This is a genomic window from Streptomyces sp. NRRL WC-3742, assembly GCF_000720635.1.
Classification (GTDB): Bacteria; Actinomycetota; Actinomycetes; order Streptomycetales; family Streptomycetaceae; genus Kitasatospora.
Window position 1 is genome coordinate 56,997 of the sequence record NZ_JOCF01000042.1, and the last position, 18,337, is coordinate 75,333.

The following is an 18,337-nucleotide window of genomic DNA, read 5'->3' on the forward strand; positions in this document are numbered from 1 at the left end:
TGACAGAGTCGTCCGCTATCCGGCGACCGATAGCCGGTGATCTCTGCACTTGATGTGCTCGAAGAGTGTCCGTCGCGGGCTGGATTGTGCCCGAAATGGAATGTGAACGAGCCCGGGACGCAACCGGGGACGTAAAGCGGGGGAGGAATCACATGCTCGGCTTCGTCGTGCGCCGACTGCGCGGGCGACTGCCGCTGGCCGGCGCCGTCCTGCTCGCGGTGTTGATCACCACGGCCGTGCTCACGGCGCTCGTGGCGTTCAACGCCAGCGTCGGCGAAGCCGGCCTGCGCCAGGCGCTGCAGGGCCCCGGCCACGCCCGCACCACCGTCGTGGTGACGGGGGAGCACGGGCTCGACGCCCGGGCCAAGGACGAGAAGGCGCTCGCCGACTACAGCGGCAAGCTCTTCGAGGGCCTGCCGGTCACCACCCGGACGATGCTGCGCAGCCGCTCGTACGCCCTGCCGAGCGCGGCGGCCAACAGCGGAGCAGGCGGCAGCAACGGCGCGGCAGCGAACGGCACTTCGGGCGAAGCGGGAACGGCCGGCGCCACCGCGCCCCCCGCCACGGGCCCCGCCGCCCAGCCCGACCTGACCGTCCTCGCCGACCTCGACCGCTCCCGGGTGAACCTGGTCGGCGGAGCCTGGCCCGAGGCTTCCACCGCGCCCGTCGCCTCCGCCGCCCCGCAGGTCGCCGTCCCGAAGACGATGCTCGAGCGGCTCGGCCTGACCGCCCAGTCCCTGCCCGCCGAGGTCCGCCTCGTCGACCGGCTCGGCGGCGCCGAGCTGGCCGTCCGCGTCACCGGCGTCTACCGGGCCCAGGACCCGGCCGACCCGTACTGGCGGATGGACCCGGTCGGCGGCCGCGAGATCCAGGTCTCCAGCTTCACCACCTACGGCCCGATGATGGTCGACCAGAGCGCCTTCACCGCCGCCGGACTGATCCAGAGCAGCCGGGGCTGGCTGCTCGACGCGAACCTCTCGGGCATCGACCAGTCCACCGCCGAGGCCATCGGCGACCGTACCCGGGGCCTCGGCGACCAGCTGCGCGCCGGCGCCTCCCTCAACGCCACCACCGAACTGCCCGCCATCATGCGGGAGTTGTCCTCCAGCATGATGGTCGCCCGGTCCACCCTGCTGATCGGCGCCCTCCAACTGGCCGTCCTCGCCGCCGCCGCGCTGCTCCTGGTCGTCCACCTGATCGCGGCCCGGCAGGAGGCGGAGAACGAACTGCTCGCCGCCCGAGGCGCATCCGGCGCCCGGCTCGGCGCCCTCACCGCCATCGAGGCCGTGCTGCTCGCCGTCCCCGCGGCCCTCGTGGCACCGCTGCTGACGCCGCTGCTGGTGCGCGCCCTCGCCGGGCTCGGCACCGGCCGCCAGCTCGACCTCGACACGGGCCTCAGTTGGACGCTCTGGCCCGTCGCCCTGATCTGCGCCCTCGCCTGCATCGCCCTGGCCACCGTCCCCAGCCTGATGCGCGGGGCCGGAGCCGCCCTGCGCCGCCGCGCCGGACGCCGCCAGGCCGTGGTCTCCGGCATCGCCCGCAACGGCGGCGACCTCGCCGTCCTCGCCCTGGCCGTGCTCGCCTACCAGCAGCTCAGCCAGTACGGCAGCGGGATGTCCGTCGACTCCTCGGGCGCCCTCGGCGTGGACCTGCTGCTCGTCGCCACCCCGACCCTGGCCCTGTGCGCCGGAACCCTGGTGGTGCTGCGGCTGCTGCCCTTCGCCGCCCGGCTCGGCGCCCGGATGGCCGCCCGCGGCCGGGGGCTCGGGCCCGCGATGGTCGGCTGGCAGCTCGCCCGCCGACCCGCGCGCGCCACCGGACCCGTCCTGCTGCTGGTGATGGCCGTCGCCACCGGCGTCCTCGCCATCGGACAGGGCGCCACCTGGACGACCTCCCAGCGCGACCAGGCCGCCTTCGACACCCTCGGGGGCCTGCGCATCAGCGGCTCGCAGAGCTCCGTGATCGGTCAGGGCGGCCGCTACGGCGCCCTGCCCGGCGGCGACCGGATCGTCCCGGCCGTCCTGGAGGACCAGGCCCTGCCCAGCGGCACCGGCAAGCTGCTCGCCGTGGACACCAAGGCCCTCGCCGAGCGCATCCCCGTCCGCGAGGACCTGCTCGACGGGCACACCGCCGCCGAGCTCTTCCCCCCGCTCGCCGCGAACGCCCCCACCGGGAACGCCGCCGGAATCCCGCTGCCCGGCAAGCCGCTGCGGATCGATGCCGACCTGACCGTCAACCAGACTGTTCAGACCGACATCAAGCAGCGGACCGTGTTCGGCGCCTCCACCGTCCACCCCGAGATCCGGGTGCTGCTGCGCGACCGCTTCGGCTTCATCCACAAGGTCCCCTTCCCCCAGCTGCCGCTGACCGGGGACGTCCACACCTCGATCGACCTGGGCGCCGCCGTCGACGCCCCCAGGGGCGCCGTCTCCGCGCCGCTGACCCTGGCCGGAATCAGCGTCGCCTTCGGCGACCGGGCCGAGGGCGAGGTCACCGTCCACCGCCTCGCCGTCTCCGACACCGCGGACGGCCCCGCCACCGCCGTGCCCGTCCCGGCCGGCTTCGGCTGGAGCGTGAACTCCCCGCCCATGCGCGTCATGGGCAACGCCAACGGCGGCCCCGCCGCCACGCTCGGCGCCGAACCCCTGGGCGCCGACCGGCTGTTCAACCTGCGCTACCGCAACTCCAACGGGTTCGCCGGGGAGTCCCTGCGCGCCACCCTCACCCCCGCCGGCCCGTCGGCCCCGGCGGCCATCCCCGGCGTCGCCACCCACGACTACCTGCGCGTCGTCGGCGCCAAGGTCGGCGACACCGTCCAGGTGCCGTACGGCGGAGTCGTCCTGCGGGTCAAGGTCACCGCCGAGATCGAGGCCGTCCCCGTCGCGGGCCGCAGCGCCCTCGTCGTCGACCTCGCCACCGCCGCCAATCTGCTCGCCGGCCAGGGCCGCGACCTGCCCACCCGCACCGAATGGTGGCTGCCCGCCGCCGGACCGGGCGACCGGGCCCCGGCCGAGGCCGCCGCCGCCCTGCGCGGCGCCCCCGGCGCCCAGGACCTGCACCTCTACCGGGAGAGCGCCGACGCCCTCCTGGAGGACCCGGTCGGCGCCGCCCCGCAGAGCGCCCTGCTGGTGATCTCGATCGTCACCGCCGTGCTCGCCGCCATCGGCTTCGCCGCCGCCGTGGCCGGCTCGGCCCGCGAACGCTCCCGGGACAACGCCCTGCTGCTCGCCCTCGGCGCGCCGCGCCGCGTGCTCGCCCGGACCGTCGCCGCCGAACAGGCCCTGCTCGTCGGCCTCGGCGGAGTGGTGGGGCTCGCCCTCGGCGCCCTGCTCGTCCACCTGATCGTGCCGTACGTGGTGCTCACCTCCGCCGCCGTCCGGCCCACGCCCCAGGCGCTGGTCGAACTGCCGCTCGGACGGGCGCTGCTGCTCACGGCCGCGATCGCCGTCGTCCCGCTGCTGTCGGCCTTCCTCATCGGACGCCGCCGTCGAGACGTGGCCGCCCGGCTGCGCCACGTGGAGGAGATGTGACCACCAAGGCCGGCACCACCGTGCCCGAACCCGCCGCCACCCCCGCCACCCCGGCGGCCCGGCCCGCACCCTGGGTCCGCACCCGGCTGCGCGCCACCCCGCTCGCCGCCCTGCTCATGGCGGCCCTCGCCCTGGTCACCGCCTTCCTCGCGGCCGCGTTCCCGCGGCTGTCGGACCGGGGCGCGGACGCCGCACTGCGCGAGTTCACGCACAACCTGGGCGTCAACGCGACCAGCTTCTCCGCGACGGGCGCCACCCTCTCCGGCGACACGGCCGCGCAGCTGGACACCGCCCGGGACAATCTGGTCGCCGAGATCGGACGCCGGATCCCGCTCAGCACCGTCGGCGAGGTGTACGGCACCCGGGTCAAGCGCGGCCACCCGCTGCTCAACCCGGGCCTCGCCCGCCTCTCCGACAGCACCCCGCCGAGCCTCGGCCTGCTGTACGTCCACGGCCTCGCCGACCAGGTGACCCTGACCGCGGGCACCTGGCCGGGCGGCGCCGCCCCCACGGGCACCCCGCTGCCGATCGTCCTCGAGGAGAAGGCCGCCAGGACCATCGGGATCAAGCTCGGCGACGTCCTCGACAACGGGGAAGACGGCGTCGGCCCGGTGCGCACGACCGTCGTCGGCCTCTACCGCGTCAACGACCCCCGGGCCCCCTTCTGGGAGGACCTCGGCTGCCCGGCCCGCGCCTGCCTGTTCGGCGGGCCGGCCGACCTCCACTGGGGGACCACCGGCTTCGTCGGCGGCGAGAGCCTGGGCGCCCTGTCCAACTGGGGCTCCGTCGGCCAGAACTTCTGGCGGATCCCGATCGACGCCGGCACCCTGCGCATGGACCGGCTCGACGACACCCGGGACACCGTCAACTCCTTCATCGCCGGGCGCGGCGCCTCCGCCCTGCCCGTCCTGACCAACCGGCCCGAGATGCACGTCAACTCGATGCTGCCGGAGGTGTTCACCCGGGCCACCGTCCGCTACGAGGCCGCCGCCCCGCTGGGCGCGATCGGCCCGGCCGGTGTCGCGGGCGTCGCCGCCGTGGTGCTCTGCCTGGCCGCCGCGCTCACCGCCGACCGGCGCACCGGAGAGATCAAGCTGCTCCAGGCCCGGGGAGGCTCGCGCTCCGGGGTGCTGCTGCGCCTGCTCGGCGAGGGCGCGGTGACCGTCGTGCCCGCCGCGGTGCTCGGCTCCGCGCTCGCCCTGGCGCTGTTCCCCACGCCCCGGTGGGGCAACGCGGTGCTGACCGCCCTGGTCGCGACGCTGCTGGCCGTGCTGGCCTTCCCGGTGCGGGCCGCGATGATCATGTCCAAGCCCCGGGCGGCGGGCGGACGGCGCCGGCTCGTCGGCGAACTCTGCGTCCTCGCCGCCACCGCGGCCGCCGTGGCCGAGGTCCGCCGCCGCGGTGTGGCCGCCCCCGGCGCCGGCATCGACCCGCTGCTGGTGCTCACCCCGCTGCTGCTCGCCGTCACCGGCGGCATGGTGCTGGCCCGACTCCAGCCCTTGCTGGTCGGCCGGCTGTCCGCCCTCGCCGGGCGCGGCCGCGGCGTGGTCGGCTTCCTCGGGCTGGCCCGCGCCGCCCGGGGCAGCACGGCCGGGCGCCGCCCGTCCGTCCTGCCGCTGCTGGCCCTGCTGATCGCCGTCACCACCACCGGGTTCGGCGCCACCGTGCTCGACACCGTCGACAACTCCCGGATGCAGGCCGCCCGGATCGCCAGCAGCGGCGACGCCTCCATCGCCGTCCCCACCTACAGCACCCTGCCGGAGGACTTCGTCAAGGCCGCCGGCGAACTGCCCGGCGTCCGGTCCTCGACCGGCGCCTGGGTCGAGACCCAGGCCACCTTCATCGGCGGCGACCACGACTCCGCCAAGGCCGTCCTCATCGCGGCCGAGCCCAACGCCTACGCCGAGATCGCCCGCACCCTCGGGGTCGGCGAGTTCGACCCGGCGAAGCTGGCCGCGGCCCCCGGCGCCCGGGACACCCCGGTGCCCGCCCTGTTCAGCCGCGACCTGGCCAAGCGGCTCGCCACCGGCCCCGCGCAGGTGCACCTGCCGGGCGGCAGCGACCTGCACACCACCGTCGCCGGGATCGTCGACGCCACGCCCGCCCTCGCCCAGCCGGGCCAGTCCTTCGTGGTCGTCTCCGCCGCGGCCGCCGGGGATCGGATCCCAGAGTTCAAGAAGATGAACAAGTGGTTCGCCGTCGGCGACATCGACCCCGGCGCCGTCCGCTCCCTGCTGCTGGAGCGCGGCCCGACCAAGACCACCGGCTACGTCCAGCTGGTCAACGACGACGCCGCGGCCGCCGGAAAGGGCGCCTTCGGGCTGCCGCCCGGCTACACCGTGCACAGCAGCGAGGAGGAGGCGGCGGCCCTCGCCGCCGACCCGCTCCAGCGCTCCGCCGGCCGGCTGTTCTGGTACGCGGCCTTCGCGAGCGCCGGATTCGCCCTGCTGGCCGTGCTGCTGACGCTCGTACGGGCCGCGCCCGAGCGGACGGCGCTGCTGGCCCGGCTGCGCACCATGGGCCTGCGGCCCCGGCAGGGCCTGGCGCTGATCATCACCGAGACGCTGCCGCAGACCCTGACGGCCGCCGTCGGCGGCGGGCTGGTCGCCCTCGCGGCGGTCGGGCTGATCGGATCGGCCATCAACCTGTCGGCGCTGGTCGGCGCCCGGGTGGACGACGAGCTGCTGCCCACGCCGGCGCCGGTGCTGCTGCCCACCGCCGGGCTGACCCTGGTGGTCTGCCTCGCGGTGGTGCTGGAGACGGCGATCTCCGGGCGGCGCCAGATCGCCACCGAGCTGCGGGCGGGGGAGACCCCGTGACGCGGCGAACTTCCCCACCGGTGCCGCTCGTTGAGTCGGGTGGGTGGACGGACAGCTGGACGGACACGGACACGTGCAGGACCGAGCAGACCGAGCAGCAGACCGAGCAGACCGAGCAGATCGTGCAGACAGTCGAGACAGGAGACGAGCGGTGACAAGCACCCAGAAGGAGCGCACGGCCGCCGAGGCCCCCAGCCTGCAGGAGCTCCGGCAGCGGGCCCTCGCCGCCGCCTCGCCCAAGGCGTACGGAGAGGGCGCGGCCATCGTCTGCGACCGGCTGGTGCGGATCTTCAGCGCCGAGGGCGTCGAGGTCCAGGCTCTCCAGGGCCTGGAGCTGACCATCGACCAGGGGGACCTCGTCGCCCTGGTCGGCGCCTCCGGCAGCGGCAAGTCCACCCTGCTGACCATCCTCGCCGGGCTCGACGTGCCCACCGCCGGCACCGCGACCGTGGCCGGCTGCGACCTGCTGGAGATGTCCGCCAAGGAGCGGCTGCGCTACCGCCGCGAGGTGGTCGGCTTCATCTGGCAGCAGACCGCCCGCAACCTGCTGCCCTTCCTCACCGCCGCCGAGAACATCGCCCTGCCCATGCAGCTGCGCGGGCGCCGCGGCGGGGCCGGAAGCTCCAACCGGCAGGCCGCGAGGGCGGCCGAGCTGATGGAGGCACTGGAGATCGGCGACCTCGCCCACCGGCGGCCCGCCGAGATGTCCGGCGGCCAGCAGCAGCGGGTGGCGATCGCGGTGGCCATGGCCAACAACCCGCCGGTGCTGCTCGCGGACGAGCCCACCGGTGAGCTGGACTCCGAGACGGCGGGGGTGATCTTCGAGTCCTTCCGCACCGTCAACCGGGAGCTGGGCGCGACCGTCGTGATCGTCACCCACGACCCGATGGTGGCCGGCGAGGTGCGGCGCACCGTCGCCATCCGGGACGGGCGGACCAGCAGCGAGGTGCTGCGCCGCACGGTGACGGACGAGCACGGCGAGGAGTCGGTCAACGAGCGCGAGTACGTGATGCTCGACCGCACCGGGCGGGTGCAGCTGCCCGTCAAGTTCCTGGAGGCGCTGGGGATGGAGCACCGAGTGGCCGTGGACCTGGCGGCGGACCACATCGAGGTGCGGTCGGACGACCTGGCGGGGCACTCCTAGTCCTTCACTCCTTGTCCCCGCCCAGGCGTGGGAAGAGGCCGCTGCCCTCGGCATCCGTGCGGATGTCGGGGGCGCGGTCGTTCCTGTTCCGGGCGTTCCCGGTGCTGCCGGTGCTGCCGGTGCTGCCGGTGGCGGTTCCGGTGAAGCGGGCGAAGAGGAGCAGGGCGCTCGCGGCGACAACGAGGATGCCCAGCGCGGTGAGGACGCGTAGCCAGCTCAAGGTCGGGCCTCCTGGGGACGACGGTGCGGCCGCTGAGGTCATCGGCAGTCCGGTCCGCCCGGTCGAGCAGTTCGGGGGCGGTTCTTCCCGCAGGCTGCCGCACGAGCGGTGGCCCGCGCGGGCGCTCGACGCACTCGGGGGCGCGTCAGACCCCCTCGTGCGCCCCCGTGGCCGCGACGGCCCGTGCGCCGGGTGAGCGCGGTGCGTCCGGCGTGCTCGGCGTGTTCGGCGTGTTCGGTGCGTCCAGCAGGGCCCGGAGGGCGGCCAGGTCCGGCTTGCCGAGGCCCGTCAGGGGAATGCCCGGGAGGATCAGGAGGGAGTGCGGCGCGTGCCGTGCGCCCCCGCGCTCGACGCTCCAGCGGTGCAGCTGCTCCACCGTCACCCGGGAGTCGGGCGCGACGGCCACGGCGGCGTGCACCCGCTCCAGCCCGTCCGGGTCGGCGGTCGCGAACATGACCGCCTCGCGCACCTCGGGGTGGGAGCGCAGCGGCTCCTCCACATCACGGGGGAACACATTGTGCCCCTCGACGATGGCCATCGACTCGCCCCGGCCCACCAGCGTCAGATAGCCCGAGGCATCCAGCGAGCCCAGGTCCCCGGTGCGCAGCCACCCCTGCCGCAGCACCCGCTCCGTCAGTTCCGGATCGCGCCAGTAGCCGGCCATCGCGGTCGGGGTGCGCACCTCGATCCGGCCGATCGCCCCGGTCGGCAGCGGCGCGCCCTCCTCGTCCACGATCCTCACCTCGACGTCCGGGAAGGCGCGCCCGGCCGTCGACAGCAGCCGCGGGTCCAGGTGCTCGTCCGGGCCCAGCCTGGTCACCGGGCCGCACTCCGTCAGGCTGTACGTCTGGTGCAGCACCCGGCCCAGCCGCCGCGTCGCCTCCGCCAGCCGGCGCGGCGAGGGCAGGCAGCCGGTGTAGCCGATCAGCCGCAGACTGCCCGTGTCCGCCGAGGGCAGCAGCGGATGGTCCAGCAGCCGGTAGAGCAGGTGCGGGGGCAGGAAGGTGCGCGAGACCCGGAAGCGCTCGATCGCCGCCAGCACGGCCTGCGCCTCGAAGCCCTCCTGCATCACCACCGTGCCGCCCGCCGCCAGCGCCAGATCGGCGGTGGTGCCGCCGCCGTGGCAGAGCGGGGTACACAGCAGGAACACCGAGCCGCCGGGCAGAGCCGGTCTCGGCGGCCGGGCGAAGCGTCTCATCACGCCCTTCGGCCGCCCGGTCGTGCCGCCGGTGAACCGTACGCCCATCACGTCCCCGGGCGCGCAGCGCGGTTCCAGCGGCTCGGGAGAGCAGTCGGCCGCCAGCTCCAGCAGGTCCGCGCCGAGGTCGGTGGGCCCCAGCGCGAACAGGCCCGCGGAGGGCAGGGCCCGGGCGACCGCCTCGGCGGCCGGCCGGCAGGCGCCGGGGTCGAAGACCAGCGCCGCCGTCCCCGCGAACTCCGCCAGCTCCGCCGACTGCCGCGGGGGCGCCAGCGGGTAGGGCATCGCCACCCGGCAGCCCAGCAGGTTCGCGGCCAGGCGCACCAGCAGCGCCTCCGGCCGGTTCCCGGAGATCACCGTCACCCCGTCCCCGTGGCCCAGGCCCGCCCGTTCCAGCGCCCGAGCCATCCGGAAGACCGAGTCGAGGCACTCCTGAGCCGTCCACGCCTCCTCGCCGAACCACAGGGCCACCCGGGCCCGGTCCCGCGCCAGGCCGTCCAGCACCAGCTCGATGTACGTGGGCTCCGCGTTCGCCGACATGTCCTGACCCAGCCCTCGATCGATTTTGACGGTGCGTCAGCGTAGCCCACTGGGGCGGGTGTGGCTGCCGGTGATGCGGCGGGAAAATGCGCTCGCCGCACGGGCGGCGACACCCCTACGCTCGGGCCCGCGAGGACCGACGTGGAGGGGGCGGGATGAGCAGGGCCGAAGCCGTACGGGCGGCGAACGCGCTGGGGGCGCGCTGGGCCGGGCAGGCCGTCGACGGGGAACAGGGCACGGTCCTGATGCCCGCCGGGCTCTGGCCCCTGCTCGGGCTGCTGGCCCCCGCCGGGAGCGGGCCGGTGCGGGCCGAACTCGCCGAGGCCCTCGGCCTGGCGCCCGCAAGCGCCGCCGAGCGGGCCCGGGAACTCCTCGGTCTGCTGCGGGAGATCCCGGCGGTACGGGCCGCGCTCGGCGTCTGGACGGCGCCCGGGGTACGGCTGCGCCCCGCCTGGGCGGCCGGCTTCCCGGCGGACGTGCACTGGAGGCTCACCGGCGACGCCGGACAGGACCGCAAGACGCTCGACGAGTGGGCGGCCCGCTGCACGGACGGAATGATCGACGCCATGCCGCTGGAGGTCAGCGAGGACACCCTGCTGGTCCTCGCCACCGCGCTCGTCCTGCGCACCGACTGGATCAGGCCGTTCCGGGACTTCGGCGGCCCGCCCGGGGGCGGGGAGGAGACGTGGGCGCGGCCCGTCCACTACCTCAGCCGCACCGGCCGCATGCTGGACCGCGCCTCGCTGCTGGAGACCCCGTACGGGCCCGTCACCGAGCTGCGCGTCCTCGGCGACCGCGACATCGACGTCCGGCTCCTCCTCGGCGAGGCGGACGCCGCCGCGAGCACGGTCCTCGCGAGCGGGTTCGAGGCCCTGGGCGGACGGCACCGCCGCACCGGCGCCGACCGGCTGCCGTTCGGCGAGCCCGGCCCGGGCCTGCGGATCGACCGGCTGCCCTCGTACCGCCCCGAGGACGAACTGCGCGTCGACGTGCCGCAGTTCACCGTGGAGGCCCACCACGACCTGCTCGAGCGCCGCGAACTCTTCGGCCTGGCGACGGCGAGCAGCGCCTCGCGGACCGAGGACCGCCTGCCGGGCCTCGCGGAGGCCGGGGAGCCGCTGTTCATCGGCGGCGCCGCCCAGCGCGCCACCGCGACCTTCGGCCGGCTCGGCTTCCGCGCCGCCGCCGTCACCGCCTTCGGCGTGGCCGGGGGCTCTGCCGCGAGCCGACCGCCGTACCTGGTGCGGGAGGCGCGGGTCTGGTTCGGCCGGCCGTTCGGCTTCCTCGCCGTGCACCGCACCACCGGACTGGTGCTCGCCGCCGGGTGGGTCACCGAGCCGGAGCCCTCCCACGACCCGTACGCGGGCTGGGGATCGGAGGACGAGGAGGAGGGCTGGGAGGACGACCGGGAGGCGTGACCTGCGCAACACCCCGTCGGTGGGCGGGCACTGGGAGACTGGGGCGGCAGAGATCCGTTCGTAGAGAGGCCAGCGCCCGCATGTCCAGCACTGCCGCCGTCGACAATCCGTGGTTCCGCCGGTTCAAGCCCTCCGACCACGCCCCCGCGCGGATCGTGTTCTTCCCGCACGCCGGCGGCTCGGCCAGCTACTACCTGGAGTACGCCAACGCGCTCGCGCCGTACGCCGACGTGCTCGCCGTGCAGTACCCGGCCCGGCAGAACCGGCTGGCCGAGCCCGGCATCTTCTCGGTGCCCGAACTCGCCGACCGGCTCGCCGTGGAGCTGCGGGGCTGGGCCGACCGCCCGACCTACTTCTTCGGCCACAGCATGGGCTCGGCCGTCGCCTTCGAGGTGGCCAGGCGCTTCGCCGACCAGGGCGTCGGCGTGCCCGACCGGCTGTTCGTCTCGGCCGGACGCGCGCCCTCGCTGCCCCGCGAGACCTCCGTGCACCTGCTCGGGGACGACGACCTGCTCAAGGAGATCGCCGGACTCGGCGGCACGGACGAGCGCATCCTCGCCGTCCCCGCGCTGCGCCAGGTGATCCTGCCGTCGCTGCGGGCCGACTACACCGCCATCGAGACGTACTGGTGCGAGCCGGCCGTGACGGTGCCCGTGCCCATCACGGGCCTGGTCGGCGAGACCGACCCGAACGCCACCCTCGAGCAGGTCGGCGCCTGGGCCGGGCACACCACCGGCGGCTTCGACCTGCGGGTCTTCCCGGGCGGGCACTTCTACGTGGCGGACGAGGTGGAGGCCGTCACCGCGCTGATCCTCGGGCACCTGAACCGCTGAGGATTCCGGAGCCGAGGGTGCCCGGGCCGGTGACGTGGGCCGTCCGGTCCGATAATATTCGCGCTTGACAGATCGTCAAAGACATGTCAGGAGGACGCGTGCGTCGGATAGCCATCGTCGGAGGGGGCCAGGCCGGCCTGCAGCTCGCGCTCGGGCTGCAGGCGGACGGCCACCAGGTCACGCTCGTCGCCGACCGGACCCCGGACCAGGTTCGCGGCGGGCGCGTGCTCTCCGGTCAGGCCATGTTCGGCCCGGCGCTGCGGATCGAGGCGGAGGCCGGGTTGGACCTCTGGGCGGACGAGGCGCCGTCCGTACGGACGTTCCGCTTCGCGCTGTGCGTACCGCCCGGCGTCAAGGCGCTCGATTTCACCATGGCGCCCGACGATCCCGTGCAGTCCGTCGACCAGCGGATCAAGTTCGCCGGCTGGCTGGAGCTGTTCGCCGAGCGAGGCGGTGACGTCCAGTTCCGCTCGCTCGGCCGCGAGGGCCTGCACGACCTTGCCCGCCGCCACGAGCTGACGATCGTCGCGGCCGGGCGCGGCGAACTCGCCGAGGTCTTCGAGCGCGACCCGAACCGCTCTCCGTTCGACCGGCCGCAGCGCACCCTGACCTGCCTGTACGCGCACGGCATCGGCTCGCCCGACCCCGCGACCGAGCCGGCCGCCCGGATGTACGCCCTGCCCGGTCTCGGTGAGCTGTTCCTGCAGCCGGCCGTCACGCTGTCCGGTCCGTGCGGCGTGCTGCTCTGGGAGGCCGTGCCCGGCGGGCCGTTCGACATCTTCGGCGACAGCCCCGCGCCGGAGGTCCAACTCGACCGGATGCGCAAGCTGATGGCCGAGTACCTGCCCTGGGAGGCGGAGCTCTGGACGGAGGCCGAGCCGACCGACGCGGGCGCCGGGCTCTCGGGTGCGGTCAACCCGGTCGTGCGTCGGCCCGTCGCCGAACTCGGCTCGGGCGTGGACTCCGTGCACGTCCTGGGCCTGGGGGACGCGGTGACCGTCAGCGATCCGATCACCGGCCAGGGCTCCAACAGCGCCGCCCGCGCCGCGGACGCCTACCGGCGGGCGATCGCCGAGCATGGCGACGCCCCCTTCACGGCCGACTGGATGTACCGCACCGCCGAGGGCTTCTGGCAGGAGTACACCCGCCACAGCGTTCGGCTGACCGCCGACGTGCTGACGATGCCCGAACACGTGCAGGGCGCCTTCGCGGCAGCGGCCGAGCACCCGGAGGTGGCGCGCCGACTGGCGAACACGTACACGGAGCCGAGCGACCACGCGGCCTGGCTGGCGACACCGGAGCTGACGGCCGCCTACCTGGCCTCCGTCCGCGCCTCCGCCCGCGGCTGAGCGGCGATCGTACAGAGGCGCTTGGTGGCCCGGGTCAGGGCCACGTACAGGTCCCTCTCCCCGCCGGGGCGGGCCGCCGCGATCTCCTCCGGGTCCAGGACGACGACCCCGTCGAACTCCAGGCCGCGCGCCTCGGAGGCCGGTACGACACGGGCGAGCCGGGCGACGCCCCGGGCCGTCAGCTCGACCGCCCTGGCGTCCGCGCAGACCACGCCCAGCAACTCGCCCGGGTGCGCGGCGCCCTGGGCGCGGAGCTCCTCGAGGGCGGCGGTGACCAGCCCCTCCGCGGGTGCGGTCACGGTGCGGGGGCTCTCGCCGCTGCGCAGTGACCGGGTGGGCCGCTGGTCCGGGGCGATCCGGGCGAGCAGGCCCCGGACGCTCTCCAGGATCTCCTGCGTGGTGCGGTAGCTGACGGTCAGGTCGTGCGGTTTGAACCGCGGTCCGAGGTGCGGGGTCAGCGCCTCCTTCCAGTCGCGCGCCGTCGCGACCGGGCCCGCCTGGGCGAAGTCGCCGACCAGCGTCATCGACCTCGACGGGCAGCGGCGCACGATCATCCGCCACTGCATGGCCGTCAGTTCCTGTGCCTCGTCGACGACGACGTGGCCGTACGTCCGCTCGGGCGGGCCGTCGACCAGGCTCGCCGCCTCGTCCAGCAGCGGGGCGTCCGCCTCGGTCCACGGGTCGCCGGGGGCGCGCAGCAGCAGGGACCGCTCCTGCGCGGTCAGCCGTGGCAGGTGCTCGGCGAGGGCGTCGGCGTCCGTGAGCAGCGCCGTCACCAGGTCGCCGGGCGCGAGCCTGGGCCACAGGGCCTCGACGGCCCGGTCCACGCCGGGGTCGTCGAGGAGGTCGGCCCGGACGGCGTCCAGGTCCAGCTCGTGGGCCGGGCCCGGGGCGGCCGCGCCTTCCGTGCGGCGCCGGGCGGCTCCGGTGAACCGGTCGAGGTCGAGGCCCGTCAGCTTCTCGGTGTCGGCGTCGATCTGCTCCAGGAGGTCGCCCATGTCCCGCTGCATCGCGTCGGTGAGGGCGTCGGCCAGGAGCTCCTTGAACACCTGGCGCGCGGGGTTGTGCCCCGGTACGGCCGTCACGGCGGCCTGGCGCGCGGTGGCGACCTCCTCGGCGGCCAGGTGGACCGCCTCCCGTCCGACCCGGACGGTGAAGTCGCCGGCGGGGGCCTGACGGGTGCGCAGCAGGGCGGCCAGGGCTTCGGCGAGGTCGGTGGCGCCCTTGAGGCGGGCCGTGTCGAAGGGGTCCGTGGCATCGGCGGGTGCCCCGGCCAGTTCCCGGCAGGTCGCCAGGACGACGTCGTTCTCCCCGAGCGAGGGGAGGACCTGGGAGATGTAGTCGAGGAACCGGGCGTTCGGGCCCACCACGAGGACGCCCTCCTCCGCGGCGCGCGGGAACGCGTACAGGACGTAGGCCGCCCGGTGCAGGGCGACCACCGTCTTGCCGGTGCCGGGGCCGCCCTGCACCACGGTCACCCCGCGGTGGGCGGAGCGGACGACCTCGTCCTGCTCGGCCTGCAGCGTCGCCACCGCCGCCTGCATCCGGCCCGTGCGCCGGGCGGAGAGGGCCTCGGTCAGCGGGCCGTCCCCCACCACGTCCCCGTCGGTCGGGGCGCTGCCGTCCAGCAGCTCGTCGCTCACCGAGACGACCGTGCGCTCCTCGAGGCGCAGGTGCCGGCGCCGCCGCAGGCCCATCGGGTGGACCGGCGTCGCCTCGTAGAAAGGCCGCGCCGCATTCGCGCGCCAATCCACCAGCAGCGGCAGTTCGTCCTCCTCCGTGTGCAGTCCGATCCGCCCAATGCGCAGGGCCGTTCCGTCCGCCCGGTCGATGCGCCCGAAGACCAGCCCCCTTTCCGCGCCCTCCAGCCGGCCGATTTCCCTGGCCAGGCGGTCGGCGGTGATTTCTCTCTCGTACGCCTCCCCGGCGCCGCCCGCCGGGGCCCGCAACAGGTCCGCCCGGTTCACGCGTGCTTCGGAGAGCCGATCGGTGAGGAACGCGTAGAGGGAGGACACGTAATCCTGTTCCGCGTCAAGTTCGCGCGCGGCGGGATCAATCGTTTTCGACTTCGACAAGAGGGGCTCCTTCGATTCGAGCCACACCATACGGTCGAAGTTCCCGGAAAGGTAAGTCTTGACTTACCTCGCGAAACCGTGTCCTTGTGACGGAATGGCGTTTTGCGAATTACACCGTTCCGCATATCTCTCATTACTTTTCCTATTGCCGCGAGGCGTTTTCCCCGTTGTCATGAAGCGAACGGCCGCACCCTCGCCCGGCGCGTTCCTGCAAGCGGGAGCGGGGCTTCGCGGAGTTCGAGAAGGCGGTCCTGGGGCGATGATCCGCGTCAGCCGCTGGTCCTCGCCGACCGCTGATCCTCGCGCACCGCTGATCCTCGCTAAGTGAGGTCGAACGCGGTGGGGGCGTGCCCCCGCCAGATCGCGCGGGCCGCCTGCTCCGGGTAGCGGGCGGTCCGCGCCTCGGCGTCCAGGACGCGGGTGAGCTGCCCGTCCTCCTCGTGCGCGGGCCAGCCGGGGTCGCCCGTGGTGGCGAAGGAGACCCAGGCGCTGCGGAGCTGCCGGGAGACCTCGACGGCCGCTGCCGGGGGCGGGTCGCCGAGGAACTGGTGGGCGGCCGGGGTGTCCAGGGTGCCGAAGGCGAGCGGCACGTCCAGTCCGTGGCAGGCGCCGAGCACTCCGCCGAACCCTGCGGCGCGCAGGGCCAGTTCGAACAGGTACGAGCGGCCGCCGGCGGCGGAGTTGGCCTCGGCCAGGTGCAGGGAGGGCATCCGGAAGAGCGCGTCGGAGCCGACGGCCTCGAGCAGGGCCTCCCAGGTGGCGTCCGGGTAGGCGGCGCGGTACGCCTCGGTGCCGGCGGGCGGCGGGGCGAGGAGGCGAAGGGCCGTCCTGGCCTCCTCCTCGGTGAAGGTGCCGAGCCGCCCGCTGAGGACGGTGAACAGCCGGAACTCGTCGCGGGTGTGGCCGACGAGCAGGTCGGTCCCCTCGGCGGCGCCGCAGGCGAGGGCGGCCCAGGGCGCGTCGGGCAGCACCTCGCCGTCGACGACCGGGACGGTGGCGATGCCCGTCTGGGCGAGCCGGCCCCAGCGGTCCAGGTGCCGGGGCAACTCCGCGTCGAGATCGGTGACGGCGGAGGCGAGGCGCCACGGGTCGACCTCGGCCAGGGCGGCGGCCGTGGGGGCCGCGCCGACGCGTTCGGCGAGCGCGGCGGCGACCTCGGCGGCGAGGGCGGGCGTGGCGAGGTTGCCCGGCACGGAGTGGGCGACGGCCCGCCGGAAGAGGCCCTCGGCCGAGGGCATCACCATCAGCGCGGCGACCGAACCGGCCCCGGCGGACTGCCCGGCGACGGTCACCAGATCCGGATCGCCGCCGAAGCCCTCGATGTTGCGCCGCACCCAGTGCAGGGCCGCCTCCTGGTCGAGGAAGGCCCGGTTGGCCGGGGCACCCTCCAGCAGGGCGAAACCCTCCGCGCCCACGCGGTAGTTGACGGTCACCACGACCAGCCCGGCCGAGGCCGGCCCGGGTGAGACCAGCGCGGTCGGGTCGTACAGCGGGTAGCCCGAGGTGCCCGACAGGTACCCGCCGCCGTGGATCCACACCAGGACGGGCAGGCCCGCCGCTCCCGGGTCCGGGGTGCAGACGTTGAGGGTCAGCCAGTCGGTGCCGCCGGGGGCGGGGTCGGCGGGCATCGGGCCGGACTGCGGGACGACGGGGCCGAACTCGGCGGCCTCCCGCACGCCGTCCCAGGGCTCCGGCCGGACGGGGGCGGCGAAGCGCAGCGCCCCCACCGGCGGCTGCGCGTACGGGATGCCCCGGAAGACGGCGAGTCCGTGCTCGCGTCGGCCCCGGACGGCTCCTTCGGCGGTGCGGACGACGGGCTGCTCGGGCAGATCGGTCATGGTGACGGTTCCTCCCTCGGGTCTTGCTCCACCGTACGGTCGCTGACTCCGGGGCAGGCGGCAGGGTGCGACTCCGGGGCGTGGGAGGCTACCCGGGTACCGCGTTCGGCCCGCGACCGGTTCAGCCCCAGCCAGGAGCCCCGCCATGGACCAGCCCGCCCGCACCAGCCCGTCCGTCCTGGGGCTCGACGCCACCGCCTCCGGGCACCCGGCGGGCATCCTGGAGGCCGCCGAGCGCGCCGAACTGCGGGGCATGGACCGGCTGGTGGTCGCCGAGACGGCCTACGACCCGTTCCTCCAGCTCGCCCGCGCCGCCGACCGGACGGAGTCCATCGAGCTGGCCACCGGCATCGCGGTGGCCTTCGCCCGTACCCCGATGACGCTCGCCTACCAGGCGTGGGGCCTGCACGCGGCCTCCGGCGGGCGGGCGGTGATCGGGCTCGGCTCGCAGGTCAAGCCGCACATCGAGAAGCGCTTCGGAATGCCCTGGGACCGCCCCGCCGCCCGGATGGCCGAGTACGTGCACGCGGTGCGGGCGATCTGGCACAGCTGGCAGACGGGCGAACGGCTGCGCTTCCGGGGCGAGTTCTACACCCACACGGTGATGACGCCGGTCTTCTCGCCCGACCCGGTCGAGGCCGGGGTGCCGCGCATCCTGCTCGCCGGCGTCGGCCCGTTGATGACCCGCACCGCCGGGGCCGTGGCGGACGGGTTCCTGGGCCACCCCTTCACCTCCACCGCCTACCTCGCCCAGCAGGTCCTGCCCGGCCTGACCGGGGCCCGGGCACAGGCCGAGGCGGCGGGGGAGCCGTGGACGGACCGGCCGTTCGAGATCGTCGGCAACGTGCTCACCGCCACCGGGCGCACGGAGGAGGAGCTGGCCGCCAACCGGGCCGCCGTCCGGGAGCGGCTCGCCTTCTACGCCTCCACCCCCGCCTACCGGCCGGTGCTGGCGCAGCACGGCTGGGAGGCGTTGCAGGAGGAGCTGCACACCCACTCGGTGCGGGGGCGCTGGGCGGAGATGGCCGCGCTGATCGACGACGAGGTGTTCGACACCTTCGCGGTCAGCGGGACGGTCGAGGAGGCGGCGCGGGAGATCCACCGGCGGTACGCGGGGCTGGTCACCCGGCTCTCCGTCAACCTGCCGGACGGCGCGGACCCGGACCTGGGCCTGGACGTCCTGGCGGCGGTGCGGGCGCTCGGCTGATCGTTCGCGGACTCCAGCCGGTGCAAAAAGGGGCACCGATCGATCGACTGACGACCAAGACCGGGCACATTCGGGCAACCCGGCCTGGCGGACGGCCGCGCGGGGCAGGATCGCCGACGCGGCCGGGGCATGACACCTCCCCGGCGTGTCATGCCCCGGCCAGCCG

General features: G+C 75.0%; 12 protein-coding genes. 8 read left to right on the top strand and 4 right to left on the bottom strand.

What is annotated here, in order from left to right; all coding sequences use genetic code 11:
* Positions 1–152: 152 nt before the first annotated feature.
* From IH61_RS0123060 to IH61_RS0123075, 4 genes are read left to right on the top strand one after another with little or no spacing between them, the layout of a single operon-like run.
* Positions 153–3,530 (top strand): FtsX-like permease family protein, encoded by a 3,378-nt coding sequence (locus IH61_RS0123060; RefSeq protein ID WP_031072821.1) that lies wholly within the window; start codon positions 153–155, stop codon positions 3,528–3,530.
* Positions 3,527–6,349 carry an FtsX-like permease family protein gene (locus IH61_RS0123065; RefSeq protein WP_031072823.1) on the top strand — a complete coding sequence of 941 codons (2,823 nt, stop codon included), beginning with the start codon at positions 3,527–3,529 and terminating at the stop codon, positions 6,347–6,349. The genes IH61_RS0123060 and IH61_RS0123065 overlap by 4 nt, the downstream gene beginning before the upstream one ends.
* A gap of 20 nt (positions 6,350–6,369) precedes the next feature.
* Positions 6,370–6,504: a hypothetical protein gene (locus tag IH61_RS49650; protein WP_267884050.1), complete on the top strand. Its 135-nt coding sequence runs from the start codon at positions 6,370–6,372 to the stop codon at positions 6,502–6,504.
* Complete coding sequence (locus tag IH61_RS0123075) at positions 6,501–7,493, top strand: ABC transporter ATP-binding protein (protein WP_051837733.1); 993 nt, start codon at positions 6,501–6,503, stop codon at positions 7,491–7,493. The genes IH61_RS49650 and IH61_RS0123075 overlap by 4 nt, the downstream gene beginning before the upstream one ends.
* Positions 7,494–7,497: 4 nt before the next feature.
* Here the strand turns inward: IH61_RS0123075 and IH61_RS0123080 are convergent, their stop codons facing one another.
* On the bottom strand, positions 7,498–7,713 hold the full coding sequence (locus IH61_RS0123080) for a hypothetical protein (RefSeq protein ID WP_031072828.1): 216 nt from the start codon (positions 7,711–7,713) through the stop codon (positions 7,498–7,500).
* A 145-nt stretch (positions 7,714–7,858) separates the two neighbouring features.
* A complete protein-coding gene (locus tag IH61_RS0123085) occupies positions 7,859–9,451 on the bottom strand; it encodes an AMP-binding protein (RefSeq protein WP_051837734.1) in 1,593 nt (530 codons plus the stop codon).
* Between the two features lie 155 nt (positions 9,452–9,606).
* On the opposite strand from IH61_RS0123085, the gene IH61_RS0123090 reads away from it, so the two are divergent.
* From IH61_RS0123090 to IH61_RS0123100, 3 genes are all read left to right on the top strand, one after another.
* The gene (locus tag IH61_RS0123090) at positions 9,607–10,869 is read left to right on the top strand and encodes a serpin family protein (RefSeq protein ID WP_037973236.1); all 1,263 of its coding nucleotides are present in this window, start codon (positions 9,607–9,609) and stop codon (positions 10,867–10,869) included.
* 80 nt (positions 10,870–10,949) lie between these two features.
* A complete protein-coding gene (locus IH61_RS0123095; RefSeq protein WP_031072835.1) occupies positions 10,950–11,702 on the top strand; it encodes a thioesterase II family protein in 753 nt (250 codons plus the stop codon).
* Positions 11,703–11,800: 98 nt separating this feature from the next.
* Positions 11,801–13,051: a styrene monooxygenase/indole monooxygenase family protein gene (locus IH61_RS0123100; RefSeq protein ID WP_031072837.1), complete on the top strand. Its 1,251-nt coding sequence runs from the start codon at positions 11,801–11,803 to the stop codon at positions 13,049–13,051.
* On the opposite strand, the gene IH61_RS0123105 is transcribed toward IH61_RS0123100, so the two are convergent.
* Together IH61_RS0123105 and IH61_RS0123110 are read right to left on the bottom strand one after the other, a co-directional pair.
* The gene (locus tag IH61_RS0123105; RefSeq protein WP_031072839.1) at positions 13,015–15,066 is read right to left on the bottom strand and encodes a HelD family protein; all 2,052 of its coding nucleotides are present in this window, start codon (positions 15,064–15,066) and stop codon (positions 13,015–13,017) included. The genes IH61_RS0123100 and IH61_RS0123105 overlap by 37 nt on opposite strands.
* A gap of 380 nt (positions 15,067–15,446) precedes the next feature.
* Positions 15,447–16,964, bottom strand: a complete 1,518-nt coding sequence (locus IH61_RS0123110) for a carboxylesterase/lipase family protein (RefSeq protein WP_199823365.1) — start codon at positions 16,962–16,964, stop codon at positions 15,447–15,449.
* Positions 16,965–17,109: 145 nt separating this feature from the next.
* Between IH61_RS0123110 and IH61_RS0123115 the strand changes: the two genes are divergently transcribed.
* Positions 17,110–18,171, top strand: coding sequence for a TIGR03617 family F420-dependent LLM class oxidoreductase (locus IH61_RS0123115; protein ID WP_031072842.1), 1,062 nt, complete (start codon positions 17,110–17,112; stop codon positions 18,169–18,171).
* Positions 18,172–18,337: the final 166 nt, after the last annotated feature.